16 protein-coding genes and 1 riboswitch are annotated in these 16,157 nt (G+C 41.8%); of the genes, 9 read left to right on the forward strand and 7 right to left on the reverse strand.

Annotation, left to right across the window (positions count from 1 at the left end):
• Nucleotides 1-14: 14 nt before the first annotated feature.
• A complete protein-coding gene (locus ACQ4XT_RS08615; protein ID WP_446853328.1) occupies nucleotides 15-338 on the reverse strand; it encodes a DUF2628 domain-containing protein in 324 nt (107 codons plus the stop codon).
• Nucleotides 339-575: 237 nt separating this feature from the next.
• Between ACQ4XT_RS08615 and ACQ4XT_RS08620 the strand changes: the two genes are divergently transcribed.
• From ACQ4XT_RS08620 to ACQ4XT_RS08645, 6 genes are all read left to right on the forward strand, one after another.
• A complete protein-coding gene (locus ACQ4XT_RS08620) occupies nucleotides 576-1,076 on the forward strand; it encodes a hypothetical protein (RefSeq protein WP_446853329.1) in 501 nt (166 codons plus the stop codon).
• A gap of 119 nt (nucleotides 1,077-1,195) precedes the next feature.
• The gene (locus ACQ4XT_RS08625; RefSeq protein ID WP_446853330.1) at nucleotides 1,196-1,891 is read left to right on the forward strand and encodes a hypothetical protein; all 696 of its coding nucleotides are present in this window, start codon (nucleotides 1,196-1,198) and stop codon (nucleotides 1,889-1,891) included.
• A gap of 211 nt (nucleotides 1,892-2,102) precedes the next feature.
• Entirely contained in the window at nucleotides 2,103-3,521 is a 1,419-nt protein-coding gene (locus ACQ4XT_RS08630; protein ID WP_446853331.1) for a YfcC family protein, read from the forward strand.
• Between the two features lie 128 nt (nucleotides 3,522-3,649).
• A complete protein-coding gene (locus tag ACQ4XT_RS08635; RefSeq protein WP_446853332.1) occupies nucleotides 3,650-4,255 on the forward strand; it encodes a pyroglutamyl-peptidase I in 606 nt (201 codons plus the stop codon).
• Nucleotides 4,256-4,438: 183 nt separating this feature from the next.
• Nucleotides 4,439-4,891 (forward strand): hypothetical protein, encoded by a 453-nt coding sequence (locus ACQ4XT_RS08640; protein ID WP_446853333.1) that lies wholly within the window; start codon nucleotides 4,439-4,441, stop codon nucleotides 4,889-4,891.
• 363 nt (nucleotides 4,892-5,254) lie between these two features.
• Nucleotides 5,255-5,548, forward strand: coding sequence for a DUF4282 domain-containing protein (locus ACQ4XT_RS08645; protein WP_446853334.1), 294 nt, complete (start codon nucleotides 5,255-5,257; stop codon nucleotides 5,546-5,548).
• Between the two features lie 261 nt (nucleotides 5,549-5,809).
• On the opposite strand, the gene ACQ4XT_RS08650 is transcribed toward ACQ4XT_RS08645, so the two are convergent.
• Nucleotides 5,810-7,225, reverse strand: coding sequence for an alanine/glycine:cation symporter family protein (locus ACQ4XT_RS08650; RefSeq protein WP_446853335.1), 1,416 nt, complete (start codon nucleotides 7,223-7,225; stop codon nucleotides 5,810-5,812).
• 248 nt (nucleotides 7,226-7,473) lie between these two features.
• Between ACQ4XT_RS08650 and ACQ4XT_RS08655 the strand changes: the two genes are divergently transcribed.
• Nucleotides 7,474-7,764 (forward strand): YrhK family protein, encoded by a 291-nt coding sequence (locus ACQ4XT_RS08655; RefSeq protein ID WP_446853336.1) that lies wholly within the window; start codon nucleotides 7,474-7,476, stop codon nucleotides 7,762-7,764.
• A gap of 132 nt (nucleotides 7,765-7,896) precedes the next feature.
• Here the strand turns inward: ACQ4XT_RS08655 and ACQ4XT_RS08660 are convergent, their stop codons facing one another.
• The 3 genes from ACQ4XT_RS08660 to ACQ4XT_RS08670 all read right to left on the reverse strand — a co-directional run bounded on the left by ACQ4XT_RS08660 (nucleotide 7,897) and on the right by ACQ4XT_RS08670 (nucleotide 11,928).
• Nucleotides 7,897-8,760 carry a 5'-methylthioadenosine/S-adenosylhomocysteine nucleosidase gene (locus tag ACQ4XT_RS08660; protein WP_446853337.1) on the reverse strand — a complete coding sequence of 288 codons (864 nt, stop codon included), beginning with the start codon at nucleotides 8,758-8,760 and terminating at the stop codon, nucleotides 7,897-7,899.
• A 153-nt stretch (nucleotides 8,761-8,913) separates the two neighbouring features.
• Nucleotides 8,914-9,017: riboswitch (purine riboswitch) on the reverse strand.
• Between the two features lie 295 nt (nucleotides 9,018-9,312).
• Nucleotides 9,313-10,938: an L-lactate permease gene (locus tag ACQ4XT_RS08665; protein ID WP_446853338.1), complete on the reverse strand. Its 1,626-nt coding sequence runs from the start codon at nucleotides 10,936-10,938 to the stop codon at nucleotides 9,313-9,315.
• 24 nt (nucleotides 10,939-10,962) lie between these two features.
• Nucleotides 10,963-11,928, reverse strand: a complete 966-nt coding sequence (locus ACQ4XT_RS08670; RefSeq protein WP_446853339.1) for an L-lactate dehydrogenase — start codon at nucleotides 11,926-11,928, stop codon at nucleotides 10,963-10,965.
• A 404-nt stretch (nucleotides 11,929-12,332) separates the two neighbouring features.
• Here ACQ4XT_RS08670 and ACQ4XT_RS08675 point away from each other — a divergent pair, with 404 nt between their 5' ends.
• Nucleotides 12,333-12,632, forward strand: a complete 300-nt coding sequence (locus tag ACQ4XT_RS08675; RefSeq protein ID WP_446853340.1) for a GRAM domain-containing protein — start codon at nucleotides 12,333-12,335, stop codon at nucleotides 12,630-12,632.
• Between the two features lie 50 nt (nucleotides 12,633-12,682).
• Here the strand turns inward: ACQ4XT_RS08675 and ACQ4XT_RS08680 are convergent, their stop codons facing one another.
• Entirely contained in the window at nucleotides 12,683-13,057 is a 375-nt protein-coding gene (locus ACQ4XT_RS08680) for a PilZ domain-containing protein (protein WP_446853341.1), read from the reverse strand.
• Between the two features lie 220 nt (nucleotides 13,058-13,277).
• On the opposite strand from ACQ4XT_RS08680, the gene ACQ4XT_RS08685 reads away from it, so the two are divergent.
• Nucleotides 13,278-14,330, forward strand: a complete 1,053-nt coding sequence (locus ACQ4XT_RS08685) for a lactonase family protein (RefSeq protein ID WP_446853342.1) — start codon at nucleotides 13,278-13,280, stop codon at nucleotides 14,328-14,330.
• Nucleotides 14,331-14,573: 243 nt separating this feature from the next.
• Here ACQ4XT_RS08685 and ACQ4XT_RS08690 read toward each other — a convergent pair whose 3' ends face one another.
• Nucleotides 14,574-16,100 carry an AbgT family transporter gene (locus ACQ4XT_RS08690; RefSeq protein WP_446853343.1) on the reverse strand — a complete coding sequence of 509 codons (1,527 nt, stop codon included), beginning with the start codon at nucleotides 16,098-16,100 and terminating at the stop codon, nucleotides 14,574-14,576.
• Between the last annotated feature and the right edge of the window lie 57 nt (nucleotides 16,101-16,157).

The raw sequence follows: 16,157 nt of genomic DNA on the forward strand, positions 1-16,157 counted from the left end.
ACAACCCGAGCGTATTAAGCTCCTTTGGCAACAGGTGAGACAATTTCCTGTTGTTCTAATGTTGCTTGATCGCTTTCAGTCGCAGGACGGTATCCCTTCTCCAGCAACCCTTTAATGTAGATCTTGTTATAAACAAAAGAAAATATAATTCCAGGGATCCAAGCACCAATTCCAAGGGTGAAAATGCCGGCAAGTATGGCAGTAACAAACATGATCACGGCCCACTTTAAATCTCCTCTAATAAGAGCAGGAATAAAACCGAAAAAGAAAGTAGTCCAACTGAATCCTACTTTGACCTCTTTGACGACTCCAGCATCATTCTTTAATTTGACATTCATAATTACACCTCCATTCAATTAGTCATACGACTATTATACTAGATAATCTGGGGAAGTATAGTGTTTTTTTGTTAGTTTATATTACTTCTCCTTAATATTACTTTAAGCTTCTTAAATATATAATCTATGCCCCAGTTGAGACAAATAAGGTATTTTTCAGAATTAATTGTTTTCATTATATGGGAAAAATTAACGCTATAATTGGATTGATAAAAATAGGATTGGAGACTTACAGATATGAAAAAATGGATGACTACCGCAATTGTACTAATTATTCTATTGGCTGGATCGCTTTACGCTTATAAGTACTATGAAGGTTATAAACAAACTCAAGAATTCCTAATCTTTAGAGAGACTGTGTTAGATGAAGTGTATTACCCGATTCTTAGAGAATCAGAAGGTTATTTTAAAGAAATCGAAAGTGGAAAGATGAGCTATTATGACCCTTGGTATACGTTAGAAGGATTTGAAAAAAATAAGAAATTAAGCACCGATTTATTAAATGCTCGGAAGACTATAGTTGATGTAAACCTTAAGTACAGAGATGCAACCGAATTGAGAGAAGTTGTTTTACACAATATCCAAATTCATCAAGGGATACTCCAGGAAATCGATAGTTACGGGGAAAAGGTTGAGCCATATGATTCAAATGAATTTTACGATCGTTTTAATAGTGGTTTGAATGAGTTATCAGATGGAATAGGAAAGTTATCAGATCACTATCAAAAGTATTACTGATTATTTCGTCCTTGCCCTCAGTTTATATAAATAATTCAACGTCGTTAGAATTAAATAACCATGTCCATTAGCCGATAAACATAATGAATTAAAGGTTACATACAAAGGAGGTACATACTATGAAAAAAGTAATACTTATATCGCTTGTCGTAATGTTTCTTATTGTTTTAACTTCTTGTGGAAATGACAGGCGAAATGAAGCGGAGGCAGTGTCAGGAGAATCCAAGCAAGCTGAGCAGGAGAAGGTAAGTGGAGAAGACAAACATGCAGAGAGTAAGGGAAAGCTTGAGCAGAAAAAAATTTCTGAGGCAGAGGTCGGAGAGGTATTTGAAACTGATTTTTTGGAAAAGGTTACACTCTACTTCGATAATGATCTTCAACAGCACATTGAATTAGGATCCCTGCAACTTAATATTGAGCGGACTACAATTATACAAGGGGAAGGGTTTAAATCTGATGATGATATCAACTTGTTTTACAACGAATATGGCTATGAAGAAAATGATCCTATAAATATTTTGTGGATAGATCATAGCGTTGAAAATACATCTGAAACACCCTTGAAAACAAATGATATCATCACAAAAGTTATCTTAAATACGGGTGAACAGATTGATGTATTTGAGAATAATTTCATGGAATGGGGAGATAACGAATTCTATGGAAATTCTTTTGTAAATGAATTATCCGTTGGACTCCCTTTTGATTCCAACCCAGAAGAAGTGACTTCTTTCCGGATTATTACCGGTGAGGTTTATGATATGGATTATAATGATATCACTGCACCTGTAGAGGCTACACTCGAATTAAAATAAGTTACTTTTTATTCCTCAATATAGCTTGAATCCTAATAATCGCTTAGAATCAATGAATGATAATTGGTTCTAAGCTTTTTTAATCTCATCTATACCTTAGATAAATATAAGGGGTTACGGTTTAAATAGACAGAATTTTGCGATTATAAAAGAACTATAGTATAATTTCCTAATATTTCAAATGGGAGAATTTTAGGAGGTATGTCGTTAAATGAGTTTGCCTGAAAAAGCACCAGAAGTTTCTAGTAATCAAAAGAAGAAGTGGGAAATGCCGGATACGTACGTCATTCTATTTGTCGTTTTACTAGCCGCTGTTATCGCTACATACATTGTTCCCTCAGGATCATTTGAAAGAGAGACGATTGATGGGGTGGAGCGGGTCGTCCCGAATACATATGAAAGCGTTGAGGGAGAGCCTGCTGGGTTTATGGATATTTTCTTAGCATTGCAGGAAGGGATGGTCCAATCTGGTGGATTGATTTTCCTCGTTCTTTTCGCTGGTGGTGCTTTTGAGGTCATTGAGCGATCAGGTGCCATTAAGGGAGGAATCTTGCGTGCTGTAGATAAAACGAAAGGGAAAGAGTTTTGGCTGATTGCCATTGTCTCTGTTTTATTCGCTCTGGGCGGCGCGGTTGGTGCGGTAGCCAATTCTGTCATCCCATTTGTTGCGATTGGTGTGATTATTGCTAGAGCGTTGAAACTTGATGCGATCGTAGCCGTTTCGATTACGTTTGGAGCCACGTTTGCCGGCTTTAACGTAGGCTTTTTAAATCCTTATACTGTAGGAATCGCACAGTCGATCGCAGACCTTCCTTTGTTTTCGGGGATGGCTTTAAGAATCATTGCTTTTGTAGTGATCGTAGGGGTAACGATTCTTTACACATGGAGGTACGCCAAAAGGGTACTCCATGATCCATCAAAAAGCTTAATCGGCGTATTGGATGAAAAGGAGGCTTCTAATGATGAACTGCATGCCCCTTTTACTGCCAGACACAAATGGATTCTTTCTTTTGTAGCTGTGGCTCTTGCCTTCTTTATTTTTGCTACTATCCAGTATAAATGGACGATCAACCACATGGCCGCCTTTTTCATCATTATCGGGATTGTTTCAGGAATCATTGCAGGCATGAATTACAATAAGGTTGCTCTGACCTTCCTGGATGGGTGTCAAAAACTTGTATATGGTGCACTGATCATTGGAGTTGCGCGTGCTATTTTGATTGTCATGGAGAATGCCAGCATCCTCGATACGGCTGTTCATGCATTATCTGTTCCTTTAGAGGAGCTTTCTCCCGTGATGGCGGCACTTGGAATGTTTGTAGCCAATGGTGTCATGAACTTTCTCATCCCATCTGGAAGCGGGCAGGCCATGATTGCTATGCCGATCCTGTCCCCGCTGGCAGACATGATTGGAGTCACCCGTCAGGTGGCCGTGCAGGCTTATCAGTTTGGGGATGGATTCACGAACAGCATCTTTCCAACGTCAGGTCCGCTCATGGCGAGTCTTGCTGTTGCTGGAGTGCCCTGGATTAAATGGGCGAAATGGATGCTGCCATTGTTATTGATTTGGGTCGTGATCGCTGTGATTATGCTGACGGTTGGGGTGTTGATTAGCTGGGGACCGGTGTAGGAGAATATTTGTGATTAATCGATTAATCTTAGAAGTGGTTTAATCAAACGACCTGTACCAAAAGGTAGAAGATGAAAATCCCATCATTCAGAGAAACAGATTTATAATCATGAAAGGAGAAACCACCTATGAAGACACTCTTACTCACAGGCTTTGAACCATTTCTCGACTTCCCAATTAACCCGACACATCAAATCGTAGAGGAACTGAAAGGGAAAGAGATGAATGGATATCGTATCGAAGGACGGATTCTATCCGTTGATTATAACAAGTCTGGCCGTGAAATTTTAGAGCATATCAACGACGTTGAACCGGATGCCGTCATTTCACTAGGGCTTGCTGCCGGCCGTTACAAAATCACACCTGAGCGAATTGCCATCAACTGTAACGAAAGCAATGAAAAGGATAACGAAGGGAACACACCTGATGGCGATCCTATCCAAGAAGAGGGACCGGATGGGTTGTTTTCTACGCTGCCAATAAAGAGCTTTGTTGAAAACTTACAGGCGAGAGGGTATCCGGCTGAGGTATCCAATACCGCAGGGACTTACCTATGTAACCATGTGATGTATCAAGCGCTTTATCATTTTCACGTGAACAATCAGCAGGTTCCTTCTGGCTTTGTTCATATTCCTGCTTCTCACGAGCTGGCGGTTCAGCACGGGGAACTGCCAAGCTGGTCACAGAAAGATTTGACTGAATCCGTCAAACATATCATTCAATTGATGCCCTAAGTGTGAGAAAGAGTCTGGTTGAAGACCAGACTCTTTTTTCACAGCATGAAGCCCCGTGAATCTAGTTTGTAGTGAATACGTGTGAGGTCAATGAGGCCATACTAGCATATGAATCCAGAATGTTGGATGCATATGCTTTTTTTGCGTCTTTCATTATTATACTGAACGGGGTGTGGGCAAGGGATGGAAAGTGTTTTCTGCTATTACAGGAAGTCTATTAATTTTGGAGACTCATGGACTCCGGTCCAGCGCATTGTCCATCAGGATAAAGTGTTGTTTGATTATTGTTTATCTAATCACTTGAATGTTCTTAAAAGGTTCAGTGACCTAGGGTATTTAGGCTCACCATTTCAACGCCCTGAATTGCTGAAAATCAGAAAGATCATAGAAAAACCGAAGAACAAAGCTGATTTACTCCTCTTCTATAGCATCGCTGGCTTGAGAACGGAGATGAAATCGAATGCTAAGTTGCTATTAGAAGTGGTGAAAATTATAGGGCAGGTCCATTTTTATAGAGAAGGGCTGACATTGGATCATAAGAAGTTAGAGCTATACTTAAAGGGTGCTGAAAGCGTGGACATATATATACAGGACCAAGCCTTGAATACTTTGCTTAATAAGAAAGGAGGAGCATGACTTTTCCTCCATTTTACTAAAAAAATATTTTTAATGTTAAAATATATGGATTTTTATATTAATTCACAACTTATATGGTACAATCATACCGAGTAAATAGAACTGTGTAGAGCTGGAGGGGAGATTATATAAGATTGTAAACGCAGGATTTATCATAGGAATCAGTACATACATAAACTAGTAGAATCATTGAAGTTTTAAATTAAAACGGATCCATAGTAGGGGAATTTTTTAGTCATGACGCAAAATCAAGTGTTATTGACAGAACACACTTCAACATGGAGTTTCACTGCAAGACTAATAGAACATCATAAAATGATGGCATTCATTTATTATCTATTTTTATTTTAGGAGTTGGTTTCTTTGTTTCAAAAATTCTTGAGCTTTGACAATATGATTACACCGACCATTTTAAAAGTTGTTTTTTGGATTGGTGTGGGCTTGTCGGTTTTAGCAGGTATCATTACCATGATTTCAGGATTCAATGCATATTATGGGGGAGGATACCAGGTCTTTTCCGGTTTATTGATGATTATCTTAGGACCACTAGTTGTTAGGATTTATTGTGAGTTATTAATTTTGGCTTTTAAAATGTATGAAGTAATGCAAGAGATAAGGGATCATGTAAAGGTGAGTAAAAAAGACCCAGTAGAATAAAGAGGACTGGACACCATTACGAACCGGTGGCAGAGCTATCCTGTAAACAAAGTTGGTTTTGTTCTAAGTATTTCAAATCAATGACCTTTGTTCTTATGATAGGTATGATACATCAGATAGAGATTTATGTGTTTTCAGGTAAGGGACTCAACGGAGAGTATGGAGTGAATATAAGGACCTCCATGGATCATAAAAATACCCCACCCATAAAGTTTTCGGGTGGGGTATTTTTATGATAGGCGTGCCCATAATAACCCTGAATTAGCTCGCCTTCGAACGCGTATAAGAATGCTGATGAATATAATCACTAAAGTAATGGTTCGTCTCTTTCACAATCACTTTATAAAGAAGTAGTAAAGCGATTAAGTTGGGAATCATCATCAAGGCATTCGCCATATTGGCAAACGCCCAAACGAGGTCAAGCTGCATGACGGCACCCATAAAGGTTGCAGTAATGTAGATGAAACGATATGGAACGATATAGCGCAGACCTAAGAGGTATTCGAAGCACTTCTCTCCGTACATGTACCACCCGACAATCGTTGAAAAGCCGAAGAAGATGACGGAAAAGGCTACGATGTATTCTCCTATCGTTCCTAGTGCATGTCCGAATGCTGCACTTGTAAGAGCCCCACCGTCCAGGCCAGTCGCGTGTTGGACACCTGAGATCGCTCCACCGGATGGATCCCAGAATCCTGTCATGATCAGGACAAGCCCGGTCATGGTACAAACGACGATGGTCACGATGAACGTACCTGTCATGGCCACAAGCGCTTGTTTTACTGGATGATCGGTTTTAGCATTTCCAGCAATCAACGCGGCCGTACCTAAACCAGCTTCGTTTGAAAAAATACCTCGTGATACACCGCTTCTGACGGCTTCCATAACGACAACACCTGCGAAACCACCAGCGGCGGAAACCGGACTGAATGCGTATTGGAAGATCATTTCAAAAGCAGGGACGATCGCCTCGTAATTGGCGATGATGATGAATAAAGCTCCTCCAATATACAGAAAAGCCATGATCGGAACGAAAAATCCTGCCACTGTACTGATTCGCTGGATGCCTCCGAAAATGATCAGTCCTGTCAGTATAGCCAGCACGGTTCCTGTAAACCAGCCATTGATATGGAAGCTTTCCGTCATCACATCAGAAATGGTATTGGACTGAACACTGTTTCCGATTCCTAGAGCTGCAAAGGCACCGAATAACGCAAAAGCGACCGCAAGCCATTTCCACTTCTTGCCGATCCCGTGTTCTACATAATACATCGGTCCACCGGAATACTCTCCGTTTTCATTTTTCACTCGATACTTCATCGCAAGGAGCGCTTCGGAGTATTTGGTCGCCATTCCTAATAAACCGACGATCCACATCCAGAAAATCGCTCCGGGGCCACCAAGCGTCAAAGCTGTAGCGACCCCCGCGATATTTCCGTTTCCGATTGTTGCTGATAGCGCTGTCATTAAAGTTTTAAAATTACTGATATCCCCTTGGGAATCCTCGGATGTTTCTGTTTTATCCTCTTTCGTGAAGGCAAGTTTAAAGGCGTAGAACAGTTTGCTGAACTGCAGCCCTTTTAACATAATCGTTAAAAACAACCCTGTCCCGAATAACAGGACCAAACTGGGTGTTCCCCATAGTACATCATTGATTTGGTTCAATACGTCTAGCATCATTACCCTCCTAATCCTGTTGTAACCGTCTATGTAGGGCGGTCTTGTATAATGTCCATGTTCTACCCTATCACGTTTTCATCCATAAACATTCGTTGAAACAACAAAATATAAGCGCTTACATTTGTGTGTAGTGAACAAATGTAAGCGAAAATCCTGGCCGATTCGTTCTCTTTCAATCAAATGAACGAATTTTTCGTTATAAAAAAAGTGAGGAGAGGGCATGAATTTTAAGAGGAGGTGAAAGGATGTCGAACCAAAGGTCAGATAAGCAGAAATACATCGATCTTCATGTAGGGAAACATGATGTCTTTTTTAAAAAAACGTACGACATTCTTTATACCGTCAATGACGTCCTGCTGGGTATTTGGTTTTTGATCGGTAGTATCTTTTTTTATTTCGATATGAAAACCTGGGGCGTGACGCTGTTTGTCCTCGGAAGTACGCAAATGCTCATACGGCCGACGATCCGGCTTGTTCATTACTTTCATATGAGGAAGGAATATGGAAAGCAATATGATAAGACAAGTGGTTCATGATCATACTCATCTTAATTATCTAAACCGGGAACGTGAAAAAGCGAAGCATCCAATGAAATCGTGGATGCTTCGCTTTTTTCAAACGGCAAGAAGTTTACTCCATACGCCATGGTCATGCATAAACTCATATTTCTATTTGGAAATGTACTTTTTCACAACTTCATAAACATAATCCTGGTTTGCTTCAGCCGTATCTGGATTATATTCTCCGCCATTCGTTTTGTTATTGGATAGTGTGCGAATGCCGAGGTAAGGTACATCATAGGCTTTGGCGATTTGCGCACCGGCCGCTCCTTCCATTTCCTCAACGGAAGTCCCGAAGTTTTCATGGAACCACTGGATGCGGTCGACTTCATTGTTCCAGACGTCTGCAGAGCCGATTGTACCCTCGACGACTTTTCCTTCTTCATGAGTGTCTTTGACCGCTTTAGCAGCTTTCAGCAGTTCTTTGTCTCCTTCAAAATAACGGATGTTTTCAGCATCAGGGTCTTCTCCGGCACTTCCTTCTGAAGCCATAAGATCCATAGGAATCCATTCTTTCGGAGCGATGCCTTCTCCATCTTCCAGATGTCCTGTTTTCATGGAACCGATGTTGACCGTTCTTTCTCCTAGGACGATATCAAACACATGCAAGTCAGGATCGTGACCGCCGGATGTTCCTTGGTTGATGATGGCAGCCGGGTCGAATTTTTCGATAGCGATTGCCGTAGCGGCGGCTGTATTTTCCATACCTTTTCCTGTTTTCATGACAATCACAGGATAGTCATCGACTTTCCCTTTATAAAAAACGAAGTTCCCTGAGGTTTCTTCTTCTACATCCTCAAGCTTTGCTGCGAAATTTTCTGCTTCGATAGGCATAGGTCCCTGGATCAGGATCGGCTGCTGTTCGTTTTCTTCAGCGGATGCTTCCCCTTCTGTGGAACTCTGACATCCTGCCACGAAAGATAAGATGAGAGTGATGAATAGTAAGATTGCGAGGTTGCGAATGTTTTTCATGAGTAGCTCTCCCTTGATGTAGTACTCAATCACATTGCTGTACATCGTTAATCGCAAATAAAAAAGCCTAAAAAGGAAATGATCTACCTTTCAGACTACAAAAAGTTAAAGCAAGGGCAAGAGGCATCGCTGAAAATTCTGATTCTTAGGTGCCACTTGATTGCTCCAACTCGTAGTCTGGTTCTTTCATTGGGAACCAGGTAGAGACGCTCAGACCTTATTACTGAGAATATACGAGTACGGTATGTAATTGGTTGTGGTGTAACTATAACAAAGACGTTATAAACAAACAAGAAAAAAGGCGAACATTTATATAATTTTATAATTTAATGTTCGTTTTAAGTGATTTTTTGGTGATTTTTTATATACTTTACAATGATTTACATGATAAATGCGTACATGAGGAGATTGTGGAAAGTGGGGTGGGAGAAAGTGTGCTAAGAGTGGTGGACCAAACAGGTGAGGTTGCTCCACTAGCATTTTTGACCTGACCCCCCCATAACGAAAGGAGGTCAGGTCCATTGACTGAGGTAAACACGTCACAGCCGTATTCTATATTCCAAACAAAGATAATACGAATGTAGCTAGGCAAACGAAGACCAATAACCACAGGCTATATTTCAACGTCATCTTAAATAGGGCGGACTCTTGTCCGGTTTGTTTAACAGCCGCCGTCGCGATGGCGATGGACTGTGGAGAAATGAGTTTGGCCATGACCCCGCCAGCGGTGTTCGCGGCAAGCAAGAGTGCCGGGTTTGCCATGATCTGGTTCGCTGTGACCACTTGCAAATGTCCGAACAAAGCATTGTTACTGACGACGGATCCTGTAATGAACACGCCCAGCCAGCCGAGGACCGGACTGACAAGAGGGAACAAATCACCGGTCTTTGCTAATGCGAGTCCGATAGAAGAGCTCAAACCGGCAAAGTTGGATAGATTGGCAAATCCCATGACGAAGCAAATGGTCAGTATCGGAATCCATAGTTCCTGGATCGTCGTTTTTAGAGAGTCCATTCCTTCCGGCAGGGTGATTGCTGAACTGAACCACCCGGTAAGCAGAACAGCAACCAATATCGCTGTTCCTGTTGCAGATAGTAAGTTTAATTGGAAGATGGCATCTAAGGGAACGATTTCAGGTGAAATCGGCGGTGCTTTTTGAATCTCACCATGTAAAAAAGGAACAGGAATCATGAGTGTTGTTTTGGCCAGTAACCCGCCTTCACTGAATAAGGCTTTAAAGGCAGGGAGGCTCCAAACTGTAATGACAGCCGTTAAAATATAAAACGGAGACCAGGCTTTAATGATTTCTTTGATACTGTAAGTTTCCGTCTGCTGGACAGCTGGGGCATTCTCTTCTCTATGAATGTTTTTCGGCTGCCATTTCCGTAAGAACAAAGCAAGTCCAGCCATACTTGCAAGGGCTGCAAGGATATTGGCAAGTTCTGGGCCGAGGAACAGGATGGTAAAGAGCTGCACTCCTGTGTAAATTCCGCTCACCACGAAAAGGGCAGGTAAGGTTTCTTTGACCCCTTTTCTTCCATTAAGAAGGAACACGAGTAAAAAAGGGATGATGAAAGAAATCAAAGGTAATAGATAAGCAAGGGTGCGAGATAATTCCATCGTTTCGAGGTTTCCCATCTGTGCACCAACAATGACAGGAATACCGATGGCTCCAAATGCTCCTGATGCTGCATTTGCAATTAAGCATAAAGCGGCTGCTTTCAGAGGTCGAAAACCTAACTCGACAAGAAGAGCGGCACTGATGGCAATAGGGACACCAAACCCGGCTGCACCTTCCAGAAAGGCGTTAAAGCTGAATCCGATGAGCAAAAGCTGCAGGCGCTGGTCCTGAGAGATGTTGGCTATACTTGACCGGATGACCGTGAATTTTCCAGTGCGCACGGCGATTTTGTATAACCAAACAGCCATGATGACGATGTAACCGATCGGCCATAGTCCATTGGCGATTCCATGAAAAGAAGCAGCTATCGCGTTCCCAACCGGCATGTCAAAGAATAGTACGGAAGACAGGACGCTTAGGATAAGGGTGAGAAGGGCAGCGAGAATGCCCTTCATCCGGAAACGCGTCAATGCTAAAAAGAAGAAAATAATCGGCAGCGCAGCGACCAAAGCGCTCAGCCATACGTTTGAAAATGGATCATATTGTTGTAACCACATCCGTTATCACTCTTTCTGTACAGTCTAGTGGGTAGGTTTCACTTCGAAATGATCAGCCAGGATATTTTTCAGTACATCTGCGCTGTATTCCAGCTGCGTTTGTTCTTTTTCACTTAAGTTCAGCTCTACGATATTACGGATGCCCTGGCAATTGATAATGGCTGGTACACCGATATAAACGTCCTGCATGTTGTACTCACCATTCAAGTAAGCACTGACGGTCATTACACTGTTTTCATTACGAAGGATGGCTTTCGTAATCCGTGTCAGACCCATGGCTATGCCATAATAAGTGGCGCCCTTTTTCTCAATGATCTGATAGGCGGCATCGCGTACATTGGTGAAGATGTCCTCAAGGTCCACCATGGTGTAAGGTTCATGTCGGCGGACCAGTTCAAGTACCGGTACACCACCGATTGTCGCGTGACTCCATACAGGGAGTTCTGTGTCCCCATGTTCTCCTATGATATTGGCGTGGACGTTTGTCGGATTGACATCAAAATACTCCCCTAACAAATACCGGAACCGCCCGGAATCGAGAATCGTTCCGCTTCCAATCACACGTTCTTTCGGAAGTCCACTGAATTTCCATGTTGCATAAGTAAGAATATCCACAGGGTTCGTTGCGACAAGGAAAATGCCGTTGAATCCACTAGCCATCACTTGATCCACGATCGTTTTGAAAATAGATAAGTTCTTTTTCACAAGATCCAAACGAGTTTCCCCAGGCTTTTGGTTGGCTCCTGCACATATGCAAACAATATCTGCATCTTTACAGTCCTCATAATTTCCGTACCAGGTTTTAGTCGGATTCGGAGCGAATACTTTCCCGTGATTCAGGTCCATGGCATCTCCCATGGCTTTCTTTTCATCCAAATCGATAATGACGAATTCCTGCGTCACAGATTGGTTCAACATCGCAAAAGCATAGCTGCTTCCCACAGCTCCAGCCCCGATCAAGGCAACACGGTTTACATGGTTTGTAGTCATTTGAATTCCTCCCGAACCTTCGAATTATGTTTGTGAAGTATTTCACATATTTATTGTGCAATATATTTAGAGTGGATACAATAGTTTTTGTGTAAAATTTCACAAAGAAATCATTTACATACGAAGTAAGCGATTTCTTGTTCAAATGTTGTACACATTTTTGAATGGCTTAAGATCAAATGTCTTGGAGACCGCTTATTAAGGCGGTCTGGATAAGTGATTTCTGAGAAAGGTCTTGTAGGGGATGTGAACTATACAAATGATAGCTATCTATATAGGTGACTTTCACATAGAGGGATAGAGTTCATGTTACTTCTGGGGATTTATGTGAAAATAAAAGGGTATGCTCACCATATAAAGAGATGAGATACACATAGATTTAAACTAAAAAAAGGAGATGTGTTATGTCAGGAGAATATGAGTACGAGGGAGCTGCCGATCTTTTCAAAGGTGTAGAAGCTGTGGGTGGGAAATTATATTTAACCAGGAATGCATTAATTCATAGGCCTCATAAAGTCAATATACAAAGTGAAGAGACTATGATTGAACTCAAGGACATTGCAGAAGTCACAATTAGAAACACATGGCATATCATCCCCAATGGGATAATTGTTAAAACAACCGATAGCAAAAAGTATAGATTTGTGTTGTATAAACGGAAAATCTGGATGGAGAAAATTAACTCGTTAAGAAAACAAGATTAAGATGAAAGTCACCTGAGGAGAAACTATATACTCCCTCAGGTGTTGACCGTTTATTTGTCAATTCTATTATGGTTGTTGGCATATTTTTTGAGCTCTTCCACTAACCTTTTACTCTCCGATTCATCCAGGTCCATATAAATTCCATAATTGAACCCAGCGACTTTTTTCTTCCAAACAATGCTTCCGGGTAGGAGGAAAGGGTGGTCATTGAGGTTGAAGCTGATGGACAATTTGATCTCGTGCCCATCCTGGTGAGGGAGATCTAAGTTGGTATTTAACTTCATCCCTTGAGGACTGATGTTTATGATTCGGGCTTCCCCTTTGGAAGTATTGACTTCTTTTATGCCAACTCTATGAATACGGAAATAAGCTTGGAGTGGCTCTTTGAAATCATAACGGAAGTAATCTTTTCTTTTATATCTCATGCTCCAACCTCCCAGTCTGATCATTTTCATGTTTATATGTTCATCATACGTTCCTGCATTCAGTATGACAAGATATGGATGTAGCGTTAATGTGATGAAACCCGGGTATAGATAAAGGGGATGGATGTGATTTAGAAGCGAAACCGTTTATGAGATAATGAAGGAGAACGATCTATCTGATAGGATCTTTTAATAAAACCGAAATAAAGGAGTTTTTGTAATGGGAAAGTTTGTTGGCTATGTTGGAACCTATACAAAACAGGATAGTAAAGGTGTATATCAGTTCACGCTGGATACAGACAATAAAGAATTGAAAGACGTGAAATTAGCAGCAGAGTTGGGTAACCCGACGTATGTGACGGTGAGTGATGACCAGAAAAATCTATATGCCGTCACAAAAGAAGGAGAAAACGGTGGCGTTACAGCCTTCTCCATTCAGGATGGAACAGGAGAGCTGACCAAATTAAATATCCAAACCGCTGCAGGCTCACCTCCGTGTCATGTGAGTGTCGATCATGAGAAGAACACGGTGGTCACAGCGAATTATCATACCAGAAATATCGTATCCTACTTAACCAATGAAGATGGATCATTGAATCCAGCTACATCTGTCATTGAACATGAAGGCACTGGTCCTCATGAGCGTCAGGAAAAACCGCACATGCATTATGCTGGTTTCACACCTGATGAAAAATACGTCATCGCGATTGACCTGGGAAGTGATCGTGTGATCACGTACGCCGCAGATCAAGGTGATTTAACTCAGGTGCAAGTCTTCAACACAGAACCTGGCAGTGGTCCAAGACACATCACTTTCCATCCGAACCAAAAGTACGCGTATGTTATGACAGAGTTGAGCTCAGAAGTCCTTGTCCTTCACTATGACGAGAAAGACGGTCGTTTCACACAGCATCAGGCGATTAAAACAATCCCGGAAACCTTTAACGAAACCAATGACGGAAGTGCCATCCATATTTCTTCAGATGGACAATTTGTGTACGCTGGAAATCGAGGACATAACTCCATTGCTTCATACAAAGTCGATCAGGACAATGGTCAGTTAACGTTTGTAGAATGGACTTCTACGGAAGGAAATTGGCCGCGTGACTTTGTGCTGGATCCTTCTGAAGAATTCTTAATTGCGACGAACCAGAAGTCAAACACAATGACGTTGTTTGAAAGGGACAAGAATACTGGGAAGCTATCCCTCGTTCAATCGGACGTTCACGTACCGGAACCTGTTTGTGTGAAATTTTTGAATACCCAAAGCTAAATCTTGAAAAACAGGAATTTTGGGAATTGGAATCAAAACGCTTTGGTCTCATGTCCCACTACATGAAATCTCCCTATTAAGAACTGAAAAGAACAGGATAGAGGTCGATGCTATTCTGTTCTTTTTTTAGTAGATGCCGGGGCTTATATTAAAAGTGCTAGACCAACCTGGCGTATTATCTTTATTTGCTATACAGAAAAAGGGCTCCCTTTAAGGGAGCCCTTTTCATGTTCACAAAATGATTTAATTTATATACATACCCACGCCAGGGCCAAACGGAATGCCTAATAGAGCAAAGGCTAGTAATAAAACAATCCAGACACTCAAGAAGATTAAAGCGTATGGCAGCATGAGTGCGATCAAGGTACCAAGACCAGCTTTCTTATCGTACTCTTTCATAAACGCAAGGACGATAATGATGTACGGGTTCATCGGTGTAATGATGTTCGTCGATGAATCGGCAATACGATAAGCCGCTTGGATGAACGCTGGGTGATAGTCTAATAGATAGAACATCTTCAGGAAAATCGGTGCTTCAAGGGCCCACTGGGCAGAACCACTGAAGATGAACATGTTCATGATTGCGGTCAGGAAGACAAAGCCGATGACGACAGGAAGGCCTGTCATGTTGATAGAACCAAGGAAGTTTGCTCCGCTTACGGCAATCCATGTGCCGATGTTTGTCCAATCAAAGTAAGCGATGAATTGAGCGGCAGCGAAGATCAAAACAATAAACCCGGACATTTCTTTCATTGCTTCTCCCATGTAGCCGGAGATATCACGTGTGGAAGTGATTTTCTTAACGGTTACCCCGTAGGCGACACCAATGGTAATGAAGAATAATAGGATAATGGGTACGATTCCGCTTAAAAATGGAGATGGAATGATTCCGCCTTCTTCGTTTCTTAGAGCTGAACCAGGAACGGCAATCGCGACAATCAAGAGCGCGATAAATCCAAGAGCTGCCAGTACGGCATTTCTGAATCCGCGTTTTTCAAGTTTCGTACTTTCCTCCATTTCCGTTCCGCCTTCTCCTTCATATTTTCCTAGACGGGGTTCAACGATTTTTTCTGTAATCAGTGCACCCGTGACGGATAGAACAACAACGGAGGCAATCATGAAGTACCAGTTATCTACGGGTGTAACGACGATGTTTGAGTCCAAGCTTTCCATGACTTCTGTTGAAATACCGGAAAGCAATGCATCGGTTCCTGCAATGATGATGTTTGCTGTGAAACCAGATCCTACACCGGCAAATCCGGCAGCAAGTCCAGCTAACGGGTGACGACCAAGCGTATAGAATACCATAGCCGCTAGTGGAGGGACGATAACGAACGCTGCGTCAGAAGCTAAGTTACCTAGAATACCAACAAAAATAACGGCATAAGTGATCAATGATTTCGGTGCTTTCAAAATCGTACTCTTAATCGCTGTTTCTAGTAAACCGACTTTATTGGCTAGACCAATACCAAGCATCATAGCCAATACAAGTCCAAGCGGCTTGAATCCAGTGAAGTTTTCGAGCATCGAAGTAAGAATGTACTGTAATCCTTCACCTGAAACTAAACTTTTAATGGCGATTTCTTCTCCAGTGCCAGGCTGGGTAGTTGTGACTCCGAAAAGGGAAATGATCCACGAACCTAGGATGGTAAAGACGGATAGGTAAACAAACAGCATGAATGGATCGGGCAGTTTATTCCCCACTTTCTCTACGCCGTTTAACATCCTGGAGAAACCTTTTGCTTTCTTCGTTGAGCTTTTTTCGCTCATATTCATCATCCTTTCTATATTTAGGAAATATTCCTTTATTGTTCCGTAAAAAGGGGA

Source organism: Halobacillus sp. 12SKB, assembly GCF_052941655.1.